Genomic DNA, 15,502 nt, shown 5'->3' on the forward strand with positions numbered 1-15,502 from the left:
GCCGGTACCGTCATGCCTTGTGAGCCAGCTGCGCATCGCCACCTTCAACCTGCTGCACGGCCGCCCGCTGGCCGCCGACGGCAGCCCGCTGCCCTTCCCCGCCGAACCGGGAGAACCCCTGGCCGAAGCGGTCGCCGCCCTCGACGCGGACGTCCTCGCCCTCCAGGAGGTCGACCGCCACCAGGAGCGCTCCGGCTTCACCGACCAGACCGCGGTGGCCGCCAAGGCGATGGGCGCCGGCGACTGGCGGTTCGCCGCCGCCCTGCACGGCCGCCCGGCCACCGGGGCCGGCTGGATCCTCGACCCGGACCGGCCCGGGCTCCAGGTCTACGGGCCCGCCGAGGCCGGCACCGGCCTCCAAGTCCCCTCGTACGGAACGGCGTTGCTCACCCGGCTGCCCGTCACCCACTGGCGCGCCCGCCGCTTCGCCCCGGCACCGTTCGGCCTCCCGCTGCGGGTCGCCGGACGGCGGGGGCTGACGCCGGTGCCGGACGAGCCGCGGGCCGCGTTGGCCGCCGTGCTGCGGGGGCGCCACGGCGAGTTCACGGTGGTGGCGACCCACCTGTCCTTCGTGCCCGGCTGGAACATGGCCCAACTCGCGGCGATCCGGCGGTGGATCGCCGACCTGCCCGGGCCGCACCTGGTGCTCGGGGACTTCAACCTGATCGGGGCCGTGCCCCGCACCGTCCTCGGCGGGGCGGCCGCCCTCGGCCCGCGGCCGGCCCGTCAGCCGGGGCCGCGTCGCCGCCGCGTCCTGCGCGGCTGGCACGACCTCGCCAAGACCCCCACCTACCCCTCCCACCGCCCCGCGGTCCAGTTCGACCACGTCCTCGCCATGGGCGTCCCCCGCACCGCCGTCGGCACCATCACGGCCCCCCGCACCCCGGTCTCCGACCACCGTCCCCTCCTCGTCGAGGTCGACCTCTGACGGACCCCAGGGGGTGCGGGGGAAATTGGTCACACCGGGGGCGCGGGGAACCGCGCGCTGGGGAACGGCAGCACGTGCAACTGGCTGACGTGCCCTCAGTCGCAGGTGAGCCGCCTTCCGACTCGCGCGGTTCCTCGCGCCCCTGAGGGCCCCTCCGGGGCCCCGGCATCACGTAGTGGGTACGAGCTCCGCCGTTGCCTGGTGCGGGAGTTGCACGGGTTCGTGGTGGAGCAGCAGCATCGCCGCGTCGTCCCCCAGCTTGTGCCCCACGTGCCGCACCACGTCCTCGTGCAGCCGCCGCAGCACCTCCGCCGGCGCACCGACCGCGCAGTACGGCAGCCGCTCCGCCAGCGGGTAGAAGACGCCGCGGTGGTCGCGGGCCTCGATGACGCCGTCGGTGTAGAGCAGGATGCGGTCCCCGGGGGCGACCGTGAGCCGCTGGACCGGCGGCCGGACGTCGGCCGGATCGAGCACGCCGAGCGGCGGCACCGTCTCGGGCAGCTCCAGCGCCCGCACCGGCGCGCCGGGGCTGAGCAGCAGCGGAGCCGGGTGCCCGCAGTTGACGATCTCCACGGACCCGTCCGGACGGACCCCGATCAGCACCAGGGTGACGAACTCCTCCTCGACCCCGGGGTGTTCCCCTTCGTGCAGGACCCGGTCCAGGCTGACGGCCAGCCACCCCGCGACCCGGTCGAGCTCCGGCTCCTGGTGGGCGGCCTCGCGGAAGGCGCCGAGCACCGCCGCCGCCGTCTCGACCGCGGCCAGGCCCTTGCCCCGGACGTCGCCGACCACGGCCCGCACGCCGTGCCGGGTGTTGACCACCTCGTACAGGTCGCCCCCGATGGAGGCGTGTGCGGCGGCGGCCGCGTAGTGGACGGCGGCCCGGACGCAGCCGAGCCGGTCGGGGACGGAGCGGAGCAGCACCCGGCGGGCCACCTCGGCGACCAGCTGGGCGTCGGCGAGGGCCTGCTCCTGACGGACCCTCAGGGTGGCGCTGACCCAGCCGATGCCGGCCACCAGCGCGATGGCGAGCACGGTGGCGGTGTGCACGGACTCGCCGAGCACGCCGTTGTACCAGGCGAGCAGGAAGGCGACGGCCTCGGTGGCGAGGCCGAGCACGAGCGGGTACCAGGTGCGGCGGCTGACCACGGCGGCCAGCGCGGGGACGGCGGTGAGGGCGGGTTCGACGGTCAGCGCGGTGGCGCTGAACCAGTCCAGGGCGAGCACCAGCAGCATGCCGATGAACGGCAGCGCCATCGAGGTCTTCGGCCACGTTCCGGTGACCGTGCCCGGCACGGCTCCGGGGGAAGGCCCCGCGAGCCGGTCCTTGATCCATCCGGTCGCGCTCAACTTCGGTCTCTCCAGCGAGGGTGCGCAGGCGCGCGTGGCACCTGCGGTGATGACTGAGGGTCAGAGGTGGGGCCCTGCCCGGCGGCCGGAGTACCTTGATTGACCGGTTACCGACCCCACAATAGGCGCGAAACGTGCATGAAGCACAGGTTTCGCACGCGGCCGTGACGGCATCGATGCGCTGCGTGACTCATTCATCACTATTCCCGATCAGAAGCCGAGTCAACTCTTTTCGGCCCGGAAGTCCTGACGGTCTGTCGACCCGGCCGCTGCGGACGTACAGGAACGAAGCGGTGACCTGCTCGGGGTCTACGCCCGTCAACTCGGCCCAGGCCAGCCGGTAGACCGCGAGCTGGAGCGGATCGGCCGCCTCGTCCCGCTGGGTCTTCCAGTCCACCACCTCCCAGCGCTGCTCCGACGGTGACCCTGAGCCACCGTCACCGTCCCGGTAGACCGCGTCGATCCGGCCGCGCACCAAGCGCCCCCCGAGCACCAGCTGCACCGGCACCTCGACCCGGTGCGGCCGCCGCCCTGCGTACGGGCTGCGCAGGAAGGCCTCCTTGAGCCGCTCCAGGTCCTGCTCGTCCTCGATGCCCTCGTCGTCCAGCCCGGGCAGCGCGTCCGGGCCGACCAGCGGCAGCTCCTCGTACGGCAGCTCGTACTGGGCCTGGATCCAGGCGTGGAAACGGGTGCCCCGGCGGGCGGCCGGCTGCGGGGGGCGGGGCATCGGGCGGGCCAGGTCGCGGGCGAAGCCGTCCGGGTCTGCGTTGAGGCGCAGCAGCTGGGTGGCGGAGAGCGAGGCGGGCAGTTCGACCTCGCGGACGGCGCGGCGGGAGCGGGCCAGCTCGCCCAGCAGGGCCGCGAGGTCGCGGTCCCAGGAGTCGATCCGGCGCTGCTCCTCGGGGGCGTGCTGCTCCGGCGGCGGGGCGGGCTGCCCGGCCAGCCGCCGGTGCACCACCTCGGCCACCCGCCGGCGGGCCAGCTGGGCCCCGGCGTCCAGCGGCAGCGGCCAGGGGGTCTCGACCGAGGTGTCCAGGGCCGGGTTCTCGGCCTCCGGCAGCGGCGGGTCGGCCCAGAGCTCGACCTCGCCGTTGCCGGGCCGCTCGGCGTGCTCGCGCAGCGCGGTCAGGAAGGCGGACGGGCCCCGGCGGCGCTTCTGGCTGGGGCCCCACCAGTGGCCGGAGGCGAGCAGCAGCTCGCGCGGGCGGGTGAAGGCGACGTAGCCGAGCCGCAGCTCCTCGACGTGGCCGTGCTCGGCCATCTCGGCCTTGAAGGCCTTCATGTCACGCGGCGTCAGGTCCACCAGGTCCGGCAGGGTGGCGGCGTCGCCGCGCAGGCGGTGCGGCAGCACCTGCTTGGTGCTGGTCCAGCGCTCACGGCCCCGGCCGCTCGGGAAGGCGTCCTTCACCAGGCCGGGGACGGCCACCACGTCCCACTCCAGGCCCTTGGACTTGTGCGCGGTGAGCACCTTCACGGTGTCCTCGCCGCCGGGCAGGCTGCTGTCCAGGCCGCGCTCGTACTCCTGGGCGGCCCGCAGGAAGGCCAGGAAGGCGGTCAGCCCCGGGTCCCCGTCCAGGTCGGCGAAGCCGGCCGCCACGTCCAGGAAGGAGTGCAGCGTCTCCCGGCGGCGGGCGGCCAACGCGCTCGGGGAGGCCGAGAGTTCGACCTCCAGGCCGGTGACGGCCAGCACCCGGTGCAGCACGTCCATCAGCGGCTCGGCCAGCACCCTCCTCAAGTCCCGCAGCTCGCGCGCCAGTTGGGCGAAGCGGTGGCGGGCATCCGGCGAGAACGGCAGCTCGTCCGGCTGCTCGGTCTCGATGAAGGTCTCCAACGCGTCCGCCAGCGAGACCACTTCGGTCGGGTCGGTCTCGGCCACCGCCGCCGTCAGCGGGTCGGCGCCCTCGGAGCGGCCGGTCCGCACCAGCTCGGCGGCCCGGCGGCCCAGCAGCGCCAGGTCACGCGGACCGGTCCGCCAGCGCGGGCCGACCAGCAGCCGCACCAGCGAGGCGTTCGCGGTCGGGTCCTGGAGCACCTCGCAGACCGCCACCAGGTCGGCCACCTCAGGGAGTTGGAGCAGCCCGCCGAGCCCGACCACCTCCACCGGCACCTCGCGGGCGACCAGCGCGGCATGGATGTCCGGGAAGGCCGAACCGCCCCGGCAGAGCACCGCGATCCGCCCCGGCGGGGTGCCGGTCGCGGTCAGGTGGGCGATCCGGTCGGCCAGCCAGTCGATCTCCTCGGCGTGGGTGGGCAGCAGCGCGCAGCGCAGGAAGCCGTCCAGCTCGGCCCCGGGGGCCGGCCGCAGCGCCTCCACCCCCTCGTGCATCTCCCGCAGCGGGGCGGCGAGTTCGTTGGCGAAGGCCAGCAGCCGGCCGCCGCTGCGGCGGTTCTCGCTCAGCGCGTACCGGTGCGCCGGGGCGCCGTCCCGGCGCGGGAAGTGCCGGGGGAAGTCGTCCAGGTTGGCCACCGAGGCGCCGCGCCAGCCGTAGATGGCCTGGCACGGGTCCCCCACGGCCGTCACCGGATGGCCGCCCTCGGTGCCGAACAGCCCTGCCAGCATGAGGCGTTGGGCCACCGAGGTGTCCTGGTACTCGTCCAGCAGCACCACCCTGAACTGCTCCCGCAGCAGCCGCCCGACCTCCGGCCGCTCCTGGGCCAGCCGGGCCGAGGCGGCGATCTGGTCGCCGAAGTCCATCAGGTTGGCCCGGCCCTTGCGGCGGCGGTACTCCTCCACCAGCTCCAGCAGCTCCAGCCGGGCCCGCGCGGTCACCGGGATCGGGCGCAGGTCGTCGTTGCCGAGCTTGGCGGTGGCGGCGCGGTCGAGCAGCTCGTGGTCGAAGGCCCGCAGCTGCTCCGGCTCCACCAGGTGCTCGGCCAGCTCGGAGTCCAACGCGACCAGCTCGGCGACCAGACTGCTGAACGCACCCGTCAGATGCGGGTACGGACCGCGCGAGGACCGCAGCACCCGGGCCGCCAGCTGGTACCTGGTCGCGTCGGCCAGCAGCCGGACGTCGGGCTCGATGCCCAGCCGCAGGCCGTGCTCCTTGAGCAGCCGCCCGGCGAACGAGTGGTACGTGGAGATCTCCGGCTCCCCGAGCACCTCCTCCTCCGGACCGGCCACGCCCGCCCGCAGCAGCGCCGCCCGGACGCGCTCGGCCAGCTCCCCCGCCGCCTTGTTGGTGAACGTCAGCCCCAGCACCTGCTCCGGCCGCACCGCCCCCGACCCGACCAGCCACACCACCCGGGCCGCCATCACCGTGGTCTTCCCCGACCCGGCCCCCGCCACGATCACCCCCGGCTCCAACGGAGCCCCGATCGCCGCCACCTGCTCCGGGTTGAACGGCACCCCGAGCAGCACCTTCAACTCCTCGGGGCTGCTCAGCGCGGATCTCATCCGCCAAGCCTAACCAGCACCTCCGTCACGAAAGTGGCTGCGCCGCTGGGGGCGCGGGGACTGCGCGAGTACGGAAGGCGGACCAGAGCCAGGTCGGGGCAGGCGAACCAGTTGCACGTGCTGCCGTTCCCCTGCGCGCAGTTCCCCGCGCCCCCGGCACTAGTCCAAGAGTTGGCGCCCGTCGCGCTGCGCGGAGCAGGACGCCCGGAAGGCGCACCGCGCGCAGCCCTCGCTCGCCTTGGGCGTGAAGCGTTCCGAGAGCACCCGCCCCGCCGACTCCGCCAGCAACCCCTCGATCCACGGCTCCGACGGCGGCCCCTGGTGCTGCACCTTCGGAGCCTCCGGCTCCTTCTTCGAGGCCTCCGCCCGCAGGTGCACCAGCTCCGCACCACCCACCTCGGCCCCGGTGAGCCCCTCGACCCCGTCCAACGCCCCGCTCCGGGCCGCCAACTGGTAGACCGCCAGCTGCTTGTGCTCGGGCAGCGACTTGTCGGTCGGCAGCTGCTTGCCGGTCTTGAAGTCGACCACGTAGACCCGCCCCGCCGCGTCCTGCTCGACCCGGTCCATCGACCCCCGGATCCGCACCGAGACGTCCCCCACCGGCAGCGTCAGGTCGAAGTCCTGCTCGGTGGCCACCGTCACCCGCCCGCGCTCCAGCACGTGCCAGTGCAGGAAGCGTTCCAGCGCCGCCCGGGCCTGCTCCTTCTCCTGCTGGGACTTCCACGGCGCGTCGAAGGCCAGCGCGTCCCAGACCGTGTCCAGGCGCTCCATCAGCACCGCGAGGTCCGCCGGGGTGCGCCCCGAGCCGACCTCGTCGGCCAGCGCGTGCACCACGTTCCCGAAGCCCTGGGCCGCCGTGGTGGTCGAGCCCGCCCGGACGTCCTTCTCCAGGAACCACTTCAGCGAGCACCCGTCCAGCTGCTCCAGCCCGCTGCCCGAGAGCCGCACCGGCTCCGCCGGGTCCCGTAGCGGCACGGCGGACTCGGTCCGCTCCACCAGACCCCACCACCGGTCGGGGTGGGCGGCCGGCACCAGCGGCACGCCCTCCTCGTCGGCGGCCGCCGCCAACGCCGCCAGCCGCTCGCCCGCCGCCCGCCGCAGGCCGGGCGACTGTGCCGGGTCGACCGTGACCGCCCGGAGTTCGGCCACCAGGGCGGCCACCGAGAGCGGCCGCTTCGGACGGTGCGTCACCTCCTCCACCGTCACCGGAGGGGTGCGGCGCAGGACCTTCCCGGTCTGCCGGTCGATCTCCTCCCGGTAGAGCTCGCGCAGGAAGCGTGACGGTTCGTCACCGTCCTCGCTCGGCGCCTTGACCGCCGTCACCACCAGGCGGTCCTTGGCCCGGGTGACGGCGGTGTAGAAGAGGCGGCGCTCCTCGCCGAGCAGCGCGCCCGGGGAGAGCGGCTCGGCGAGGCCGTCCCGGCCGATCCGGTCGGCCTCCAGCAGCGAGCCGCGGCGGCGCAGGTCCGGCCAGAGGCCCTCCTGCACCCCGGCCACCACCACCAGCCGCCACTCCAGGCCCTTGGAGCGGTGCGCGGTCATCAGCCGGACGGCCTCCGGGCGGACGGCCCGCACGGTCAGGGTGTCGGCGGCGATGTCCTGGGCCTCCAGCTCGGCCAGCAGTTCCAGGGCGCCCCGGTGTCCGGCCGACTGCTCCTCGGCCCTGGCCGCCGTGTCGAACAGCGCGCACAGCGCGTCCAGGTCCCGGTCCGCGTTGCGGCCGGCCGGCCCACCACCCCGGAGTGCGGCCCGCTCCAGGCGCTCCCGCCAGCGGCGCGCGCCGTCCCAGAGCTGCCAGAGCCCTTCCTCCGCACTGCCGCCTCCGGCCAGCAGTTCGCGCACCTTGCGCAGCAGCATGCCGAGCTCCAGCGCCCGCCGGGCGTACGAGGGCTCCATCGCCACCAGTCGCTCGGGCTCTGCCAGCGCCTCCCGGATCAGTTCCTCCGCCGACCGCACCACCACCGGCCCGTCACCCGACGGACCGTCAGGACCATCCGAACCGTCACCCCGCAGCGCCTGCCGCTCCTCCTCCCGCAGCGCCCGCCCGAGCCGTCGCAGGTCCGAGCCGTCCAGCCCGCCGAGCGGCCCGGTCAGCAGCGCGTGCGCCTGCTCCACGTCGCACTCCGCCGCCGGGTGCGCGCAGACCCGCAGGGCGGCGAGCAGCGCGGCCACGGCCGGCTCCTCGCGCAGCGGCAGGTCGTCGCCGTCGATCTCCAGCGGCACCCCGGCCGCGCCGAGCGCCCGCCGCACCCCGGGGATGGACCTGGCACCGGCCCGGACCAGCACCGCCATCTCGCCCCACGGGACGCCGTCCTCCAGATGGGCCCGGCGCAGCAGGTCGGCGATCGAGTCCAGTTCGGCGCCGGGCGTCGGGTAGGTGTACACCTCGACCCGGCCGCCCTCCCGGGACGGCAGCAGTGACCGGTGCTGGGCCAGCTTGTCGGCGGGCAGCCGCCCCATCGGCATCCGGCCGGCGAGCTCCCGGGCCGCCGCCAGCAGCACGGCGCCCGAGCGGCGGGAGACCCGGAGCACCTTGACCTCCGCCGGGCTCCCGTCGGCCCGGGGGAAGGCGTGCGGGAAGTCCAGGATGCCGTTCAGGTCGGCGCCGCGGAACGCGTAGATCGACTGGTCCGGGTCGCCGACCACCACCAGGTCCCGCCCGCCGCCCGCGAGTTGGCGCAGCAGCCGGACCTGGGAGGGGTCGGTGTCCTGGTACTCGTCCACGAACACCACGTCGTACTTCTCGCGCAGCTCCCCGCCCACCTCCGGACGCTCCGCCAGCAGCACGGCGCGGTGCACCAGTTCGGCGTAGTCCAGCACCCCGCGCAGGTCCAGCACGTCCAGGTACTCGGCCAGGAAGTGCGCGGCGGCCGACCAGTCCGGCCGCTGCACCCCGTCCGCGAAGCGGGCCAGCTCCTCGCCGCCGAGCCCGAGCTCCCGGCTGCGGGCCAGCACCGCGCGGACCTCGTCGGCGAAGCCGCGGGTGGTCAGACAGGCCCTCAGGTCCAGCGGCCAGTCGAAGCGGGAGGTCCCCGCCCGGGCGTCCTCGGCGCCGCCGGCCAGCAGCTCACGGACCATCACGTCCTGCTCCGGGCCGGAGAGCAGCCGCAGCGGCTCGGCGTAGGCCTCGGGCGCCTGGTGCGCGCGCAGCAGCGCGTAACAGAAGGAGTGGAAGGTGGTGGCCTGCGGAGTGGCCGAGCCGTTGCCCAGCCGCGCGGTCATCCGGTCCCGGAGCTCGGCGGCGGCCTTGCGGCTGAAGGTCAGCACCAGGATCCGCTCCGGGTCGGTGCCGCGCTCGATCCGCCGCACCACCGACTCCACCAGCGTGGTGGTCTTGCCCGTCCCCGGCCCGGCCAGCACCAGCAGCGGCCCGTCCCGGTGGTCCGCCACCGCCCGCTGGTACTCGTCCAGGACGGGCGGCACCGGCTGCGCCAGTGCGTTGCGGACCAGACGGAACGGAGAAGCCATCCTTCGAGCCTAACGGCCCGTCGAAGATCGGCTAACCGCCGTCCCAGCGGGCCTTCTTGAGGTCCACCCGGGGCTCACCGCCCACGGTCTTCAGCGGCGTGCCCTCGACCCGGTACTCGGGCAGCGCCCGGTGCTCGTGGCCCGGCAGCGGACGCCCGTCCGCCCGGATCACCCGCCACCAGGGCACCCCGGCGCCGTACAGCGCCATCACCCGGCCGACCTGCCGGGGGCCGCCCTGGCCGAGGTACTCGGCCACGTCCCCGTACGTCATCACCCGGCCCGGCGGGATCCGCTCGGTCAGTTCGAGCACCGACTCGACGTACGTCGGAAGCTCATCCGGCGGCTCACGGTTCGTCACTCTGGCATCCTGCCAAACAGCACCGACAGCCGGAGCCCGTCCGGGGGATTCGCCGCGCCCGATGCGGACCCTGTCCCGCACCGGTGCCCCCGGCATGCCACCATCTGTCGGGGCGGTGAGTGGTGATACGAGGACAAGACCAGATGACCGGGACGGCAGACGTGGACGTGGAAGAGGGCCCAGTGGAGCCCGCCACCGTCCAGTCGTCCGGCTCTCCGGAGCCGTTGGCCAGGCTGACCAAGGGGGAAGAGGGAGTGGCCGAGGAGCCACCGAACGGCGAGCACGTCGCCGTCGACGAGCCGCTGCTGGCGGCCCGGGCACACCGTCCGTCGGACCTGCTCCGGTTCCTGGCCGGACTGCTCGGGATAGTGGCCCTCTTCCTGGTGGCCCGCTTCGCGGTCTCGACCACCTCGGGCCTGGAGACCGACATCTCCACCAACGCCGAGCACATCCCGAGCTGGCTCACCACCGTCTCCGGCCTGGTGGCCAGCATCGCGGTGCTCGCGGTGCCGCTCTCCTTCGCGGTCGAGCGGCTGATCAAGCGGGACGGCCTGCGGGTCGCCGACGGCGTGCTCGCCTCGGTGCTGGCGTACGGCGTCTCGCTCGGCGTCGACTGGTGGGTGGCGGCCGGGGCGCCGAACGAGATCCGCCGCGCGCTCACCCAGTTCCCGCCCGGATCGCAGTCGCTGACCGACCCGGTGCACGGCTACCTGGCGCCGGTGATCGCCTACATGACCGCCGTCGGCATGGCGAGCAGACCGCGCTGGCGGGTGGCCCTCTGGTCGGTGGTGCTGCTCAGCGGCCTGACCGAGCTGGCCAGCGGCTACACCACCGTGCTCTCCCTGCTCCTGACGGTGCTGATCGGCTGGTCGGTGGCCTACGCCACCCTCTACGCCATCGGCTCCCCGAACATCCGCCCGACCGGCCAGCACCTGCTGATCGGCCTGCGCAAGGTCGGCTTCTCCCCCTCCGTCGCGCACGTCGCCCCGGACGCCCCCGGCGGCACCCGGCGCTACTACGTGGACCAGGTCTCCGGCCCCCCGCTGGACGTCCACGTGATCGACCGGGAGCAGCAGGCCTCCGGCTTCTTCTACCGCGCCTGGCGCCGCCTCAGACTCCGCTCGGTGGCGGTCCGGCGCAGCCCCCAGTCACTCCGTCAGGCCCTCGAACAGGAGGCCCTGATCGCCTATGCGGCCACCGCCTCCGGGGCCCGCGCCCCGCAGCTGGTGGCCACCTCCGAGCTCGGCCCGGACGCCGCCATCCTGGTCTACGAGAAGCTGACGGGCCGTCCGCTGGACGAGCTGGTCGACGAGGAGATCACCGACGAGGCGATGGCCTCGCTCTGGGAAGCCACCGACGCCCTCCACCAGCGCCGCATCGCGCACCGCCGCCTCACCGGCGAGTCCCTGCTGGTGGTCGACGAGAAGACCGGCTACCTGGTGAACCTCTCGGGCGGCGACATCGCGGCCGGCGACCTCACGCTGCGGATCGACATCGCCCAGCTGCTCACCACCTTCGCCCTGCGGGTCGGCCCCGAGCGCGCGGTGGCCACCGCCAACCTGGTCCTCGGCGCCGACCGGGTGGCCGCCTCGCTCCCGCTGCTCCAGCCGGTCGGGCTGAGCCGCACCACCCGGCTCGACCTCGGCAGGCTGAACAAGGACCGCAAGTCCACCGCCCAGGCCCTGGCGCTGGAGCAGGTGGCCTCCGGTGAACGGACCCAGCAGCAGGCCGAGGAGGACATCGCGATCGCCGGCGAGGACCTGCTCAGCCGGATCCGCGGCCAGATCCTCCAGGTCGTCCCCGAGGCGCCGCTGGCCCCCGAGAAGATCGAGCGGCTCAAGCCGAAGACCGTCATCACGGTGGTGGCCCTGGCCTTCGCCGCGTACTTCGCGCTGACCGCGATCAAGCCCGAGCAGTTCAACCTGGACCAGATGAACTGGGCCTGGGCGGCGGCCGCGCTGGCCGCCTCGGCGCTGACCTACATCGCGGCCTCGATGAGCCTCACCGGCTTCGTGCTGGAGCGCCTGCCCTTCTCCCGAACGGTGGCCGCGCAGGTGGCCGGCTCCTTCGTGAAGCTGGTCGCGCCCGCCGCGATCGGCGGCATCGCGCTGAACACCCGCTACCTGCAGAAGGCCGGCATCCGCCCGGTCCAGGCCGCAGCCAGCGTCGGCGCCTCCCAGCTGGCGGGCCTGGCCGGGCACCTGCTCCTCCTCTTCACCTTCGGCCTGATCACCGGTCAGCAGCGCGAGGGCGAGTTCGGCGCTTCCCGGGCCCTGATCATCGGCGTGCTCAGCGCCGCCGTGCTCTCGCTGGTGATCGCGGCGGTGGCCCCACTGCGCCGCTTCGTGGTGACCCGACTGCGTGGGCTGCTCTTCGGTGTGGTGCCCCGGATGCTCGACCTGATGCGGAACCCGAGCAAGCTGATCACCGGCTTCGGCGGCATCCTGCTGCTGACCCTGTCGTTCACCGCCTGCCTGGACGCCTCGGTCCGGGCCTTCGGGTACACGATGAGCTTCTCCGCCGTCGCGGTGGTCTTCCTGACCGCCAACGCCGCAGGATCGGCCATCCCGACCCCTGGTGGCATCGGCGCCGTCGAACTCGCCCTGTTCGCCGCACTGATCGCCTCGAACGTCCCGCCCACCGTCGCCACCCCGGCGGTCTTCCTCTACCGCGCCCTGACCTTCTGGCTCCCGGTCATCCCGGGCTGGATCTGCTACAACGTCCTCCAGCGCAAGGACGCGCTCTAGCAACGCCGAAGGGGCGGGCGGCCACCGGCCACCCGCCCCTTCCGCATTCCGACGGACCGTCAGTAGGACGGCTTGTGCGGCTCGATCTGGTTGACCCAGCCGAGGATGCCGCCGCCCAGGTGGACCGCGTCGGAGAAGCCGGCCGACTTGAGGACGGCCAGCACCTCGGCCGAGCGGACGCCCGACTTGCAGTGCAGCACGATCTTCTTGTCCTGCGGCAGGGACTCCAGCGCGTTCCCCATCAGGAACTCGTTCTTCGGGATCAGCGTGGCGCCGGGGATCGAGACGATCTCGTACTCGCCGGGCTCGCGGACGTCGACCAGGAAGATGTCCTCCTCGTCGTCCTGCCACTGCTTGAGCTGCTTCGAGGTGATGGTCGAACCGGCGGCGGCCTCCTGGGCCTCCTCCGACACCACGCCGCAGAAGACGTCGTAGTCGATCAGCTCGGTGACCGTCGGGTTCTCACCGCAGACCGCGCAGTTCGGGTCCTTGCGGATCTTGACCTGACGGTAGTTCATCTCCAGGGCGTCGTAGATCATCAGACGGCCCAGCAGCGGCTCGCCGACACCGGCCAGCAGCTTGATCGCCTCGGTGACCTGGATCGAGCCGATCGAGGCGCAGAGCACCCCGAGCACGCCGCCCTCGGCGCAGGACGGGACCATGCCCGGCGGCGGGGCCTCCGGGTAGAGGCAGCGGTAGCAGGGGCCGTGCTCGGCCCAGAACACGCTGGCCTGGCCGTCGAAGCGGTAGATCGAGCCCCAGACGTACGGCTTGCCGAGCAGCACCGCGGCGTCGTTCACCAGGTACCGGGTGGCGAAGTTGTCGGTGCCGTCGACGATCAGGTCGTAGCCGGAGAAGATCTCCATCACGTTGTCGTTGTCGAGGCGGTCCTCGTGCAGGATCACGTTGACGTACGGGTTGATCTCCAGCACGGAGTTCTTCGCCGACTCGGCCTTGGAGCGGCCGATGTCCGACTGGCCGTGGATGATCTGCCGCTGGAGGTTGGACTCGTCCACCGTGTCGAACTCGACGATGCCGAGCGTGCCGACACCGGCGGCGGCCAGGTACATCAAGGCGGGCGAGCCCAGGCCGCCGGCGCCGACACAGAGCACCTTGGCGTTCTTCAGCCGCTTCTGCCCGGCCATCCCGACGTCGGGGATGATCAGGTGGCGGGAGTACCGGCGGACCTCGTCGATGGTGAGCTCGTCGGCCGGGTCGACCAGGGGTGGCAGCGACACAGTGACTCCGATGGTCGTCAGTTCGGGGCTTGGCGGGCCACCGAAGTGGCTCAGCTACGCCAACAGTGTCACTCGACCGAGGTATTCCGAGACAGCAGGTCCGCCTGGTGAGACACCCTCCGCCGGATCGTGGGACCGCGCCGGATTCCCGCAACACCCCTGGTGGGAGCGGGCGGTGAAGGGTCAGACCCGGCAGGCGGTCTCCAGCCAGATGTCCCCGAGCGACTCCTCCAGCGGCACCTGTGTCCGCCAGCCGAGACGGTCCCTGGCGGTCCGGGCGTCGGCCTGCCGCCACTGCACCGGCTCACCCCCCGGCCGGAACGGCGGGTACTGCGGCGGGTGGTCCCCCACCGGCGCCACCGGACCGGACTGGCCCGGCAGCACCGACGGCCGGGCGTCCTCGCTGATGGAGCCCTCGAACCCGGCCGCCCGGAGCAGCAGCTGTGCCCCGTCCCGGGCCCGGACGGCGTGGCCGCTGCCGATGTTGATCACCCCGGTGGCCGCCGAGACGGCCGCCGACTGCACCGCCCTGGCCACGTCCCGGACGTCCACGAAATCCCGGTATCCGGACAGGTCCGGCATCCGCACCTGCCGCTCGCCCTGCTCCAGCGCCCGGCGCAGCCCCTCCGCCAGCCGCCCGAACAGCGAGGCGGCCGGCGAGCCCGGCCCCACCACGTCGAACACCCGCAGCACCGCCGCGTCCAGGCCGCTGGCCAGCACCAGCTCCGTCCCGGCCAGCTTGGACACCCCGTACGGGCCGGACGGCCTCGGCTCGGCGTGCTCCGAGATCGGCACCCCGGCGGGCATCGGCCCGTACTCCGCGGCCGACCCGATGTGCACCAGCCTGGCCGGCTCCCGGCTCCGCCGGATCGCCTCGCAGACGGTGGCGACCGCCAGCGTGTTCGACCGGATCAGCATCCGCGAGCTGCCGTACGTCGCCCCCGCGCAGTTGATCACCACCTGCGGCGCCACCGCGTCCAGGAAGCGGGCCAGCGCACCCGGGCTCCCCGCCGTCAGGTCGAACCGGATGTCGGCCGAATCCCGCCGCCCCAGCACGGTGACCTGGAGGTCCGGTTCGTCCAGCAGACGTTCGGCGACACGACGGCCGATGAAACCGTCGGCGCCCAACAGCAGCACCCTCATCTGGGGTGTCCTTCCACGAGATCCATTTGCAGACAAGAAGAGGTACGAGGGAGCCGGACATCACGGGTCCCGGTGCGCGCCCGGGCGGCCCAGCACCAGCCACGCGTACGGCAGCAGCACGGCCGCCACCGGGGCGCACGCCAGCAACTGGGCATCCGGAGCCCCGGGTTGAGCCACCGCCAGCAGGGCACCACCCGCCCCCGCCACCGCCAGGCCGGCCACGGCCGGGGCCGGGTGCCCGCCGCGGAGCAGGACGACGGCCGGGAGCAGCACCGCCCCGAAGGCGGCCTGCCCGGCCCACTGCGGGCCGGCGGCCCGGTGCAGCGCGCCGTACAAGAGGCCCCCGTCGACGGCCGGCCCGGCCGCGGTGAGCAGCACCAGGCCACCGAATCCGAGGGCGGCCACGGCCAGGACGTACAGCCCGACCGCGACCGGCAGCACGGGCCGCATCCGGGCCCGGAAGTCCGCGATCGTCCGAGCCGCACCGAGATGCCCCCGGCCCACCCGGCGCAGCCACCCGACCACCCACTCCGCCACCCCGGCCCCGACCCCCGCCGCCACCCCGAACACCACCCCGGCCGACCCCCCACCCACCACCGGCACCACCACCGCCAGCGCCCACCCCACTCCCCCGACGAACGTGGTTACACCACCGGGGGCGCGGGGAACTGCGCGCGGCGGAAGGCGCCGACCCGTCTGCCGGGTACGGAGCTCCACTTGCAACTGATCGTCCGCACCCGGCACACGGTCCCCCTCCTTCCGCCGCGCGCAGTTCCCCGCGCCCCCGGCATCACCACTCCCGAGCAGCCCCGCCGGGCGACTCGCCGCCCACGCCAGCCACCCGCCGCACAGCACCGCCAACGACCCCCGCGCCGC

9 protein-coding genes are annotated in these 15,502 nt (G+C 73.9%); 2 read left to right on the plus strand and 7 right to left on the minus strand.

Annotation, left to right across the window (positions count from 1 at the left end; genetic code table 11):
- Positions 1–19 precede the first annotated feature (19 nt).
- Positions 20–928, plus strand: coding sequence for an endonuclease/exonuclease/phosphatase family protein (locus tag ACZ6ZR_RS21195; protein WP_465644421.1), 909 nt, complete (start codon positions 20–22; stop codon positions 926–928).
- A gap of 168 nt (positions 929–1,096) precedes the next feature.
- Here the strand turns inward: ACZ6ZR_RS21195 and ACZ6ZR_RS21200 are convergent, their stop codons facing one another.
- From ACZ6ZR_RS21200 to ACZ6ZR_RS21215, 4 genes are all read right to left on the minus strand, one after another.
- Positions 1,097–2,278: a PP2C family protein-serine/threonine phosphatase gene (locus ACZ6ZR_RS21200; RefSeq protein ID WP_465644423.1), complete on the minus strand. Its 1,182-nt coding sequence runs from the start codon at positions 2,276–2,278 to the stop codon at positions 1,097–1,099.
- 190 nt (positions 2,279–2,468) lie between these two features.
- Complete coding sequence (locus ACZ6ZR_RS21205) at positions 2,469–5,672, minus strand: ATP-dependent helicase (RefSeq protein WP_465644425.1); 3,204 nt, start codon at positions 5,670–5,672, stop codon at positions 2,469–2,471.
- A gap of 159 nt (positions 5,673–5,831) precedes the next feature.
- The gene (locus ACZ6ZR_RS21210) at positions 5,832–9,140 is read right to left on the minus strand and encodes an ATP-dependent helicase (protein WP_465644426.1); all 3,309 of its coding nucleotides are present in this window, start codon (positions 9,138–9,140) and stop codon (positions 5,832–5,834) included.
- Between the two features lie 31 nt (positions 9,141–9,171).
- Positions 9,172–9,498, minus strand: a complete 327-nt coding sequence (locus ACZ6ZR_RS21215) for an MGMT family protein (protein WP_465644428.1) — start codon at positions 9,496–9,498, stop codon at positions 9,172–9,174.
- 143 nt (positions 9,499–9,641) lie between these two features.
- Here ACZ6ZR_RS21215 and ACZ6ZR_RS21220 point away from each other — a divergent pair, with 143 nt between their 5' ends.
- The gene (locus ACZ6ZR_RS21220) at positions 9,642–12,245 is read left to right on the plus strand and encodes a flippase-like domain-containing protein (RefSeq protein ID WP_465644430.1); all 2,604 of its coding nucleotides are present in this window, start codon (positions 9,642–9,644) and stop codon (positions 12,243–12,245) included.
- A 59-nt stretch (positions 12,246–12,304) separates the two neighbouring features.
- On the opposite strand, the gene moeZ is transcribed toward ACZ6ZR_RS21220, so the two are convergent.
- The 3 genes from moeZ to ACZ6ZR_RS21235 form a co-directional block, all read right to left on the minus strand.
- Positions 12,305–13,483, minus strand: a complete 1,179-nt coding sequence (moeZ, locus tag ACZ6ZR_RS21225) for an adenylyltransferase/sulfurtransferase MoeZ (protein ID WP_465644432.1) — start codon at positions 13,481–13,483, stop codon at positions 12,305–12,307.
- Positions 13,484–13,666: 183 nt separating this feature from the next.
- On the minus strand, positions 13,667–14,626 hold the full coding sequence (locus ACZ6ZR_RS21230) for an NAD-dependent epimerase/dehydratase family protein (RefSeq protein ID WP_465644434.1): 960 nt from the start codon (positions 14,624–14,626) through the stop codon (positions 13,667–13,669).
- 60 nt (positions 14,627–14,686) lie between these two features.
- Positions 14,687–15,253, minus strand: coding sequence for a hypothetical protein (locus ACZ6ZR_RS21235; RefSeq protein WP_465644435.1), 567 nt, complete (start codon positions 15,251–15,253; stop codon positions 14,687–14,689).
- Between the last annotated feature and the right edge of the window lie 249 nt (positions 15,254–15,502).

Source organism: Kitasatospora sp. NPDC088742, from assembly GCF_055584905.1.

Bases quoted from the DNA above. Each gene is read 5' to 3' on its own strand.
- ACZ6ZR_RS21205 (WP_465644425.1), bottom strand. From the start codon at position 5,672: ATGAGATCCGCGCTGAGCAGCCCCGAGGAGTTGAAGGTGCTGCTCGGG.
- ACZ6ZR_RS21230 (WP_465644434.1), bottom strand. From the start codon at position 14,626: ATGAGGGTGCTGCTGTTGGGCGCCGACGGTTTCATCGGCCGTCGTGTC.
- ACZ6ZR_RS21210 (WP_465644426.1), bottom strand. From the start codon at position 9,140: ATGGCTTCTCCGTTCCGTCTGGTCCGCAACGCACTGGCGCAGCCGGTG.
- ACZ6ZR_RS21220 (WP_465644430.1), top strand. From the start codon at position 9,642: ATGACCGGGACGGCAGACGTGGACGTGGAAGAGGGCCCAGTGGAGCCC.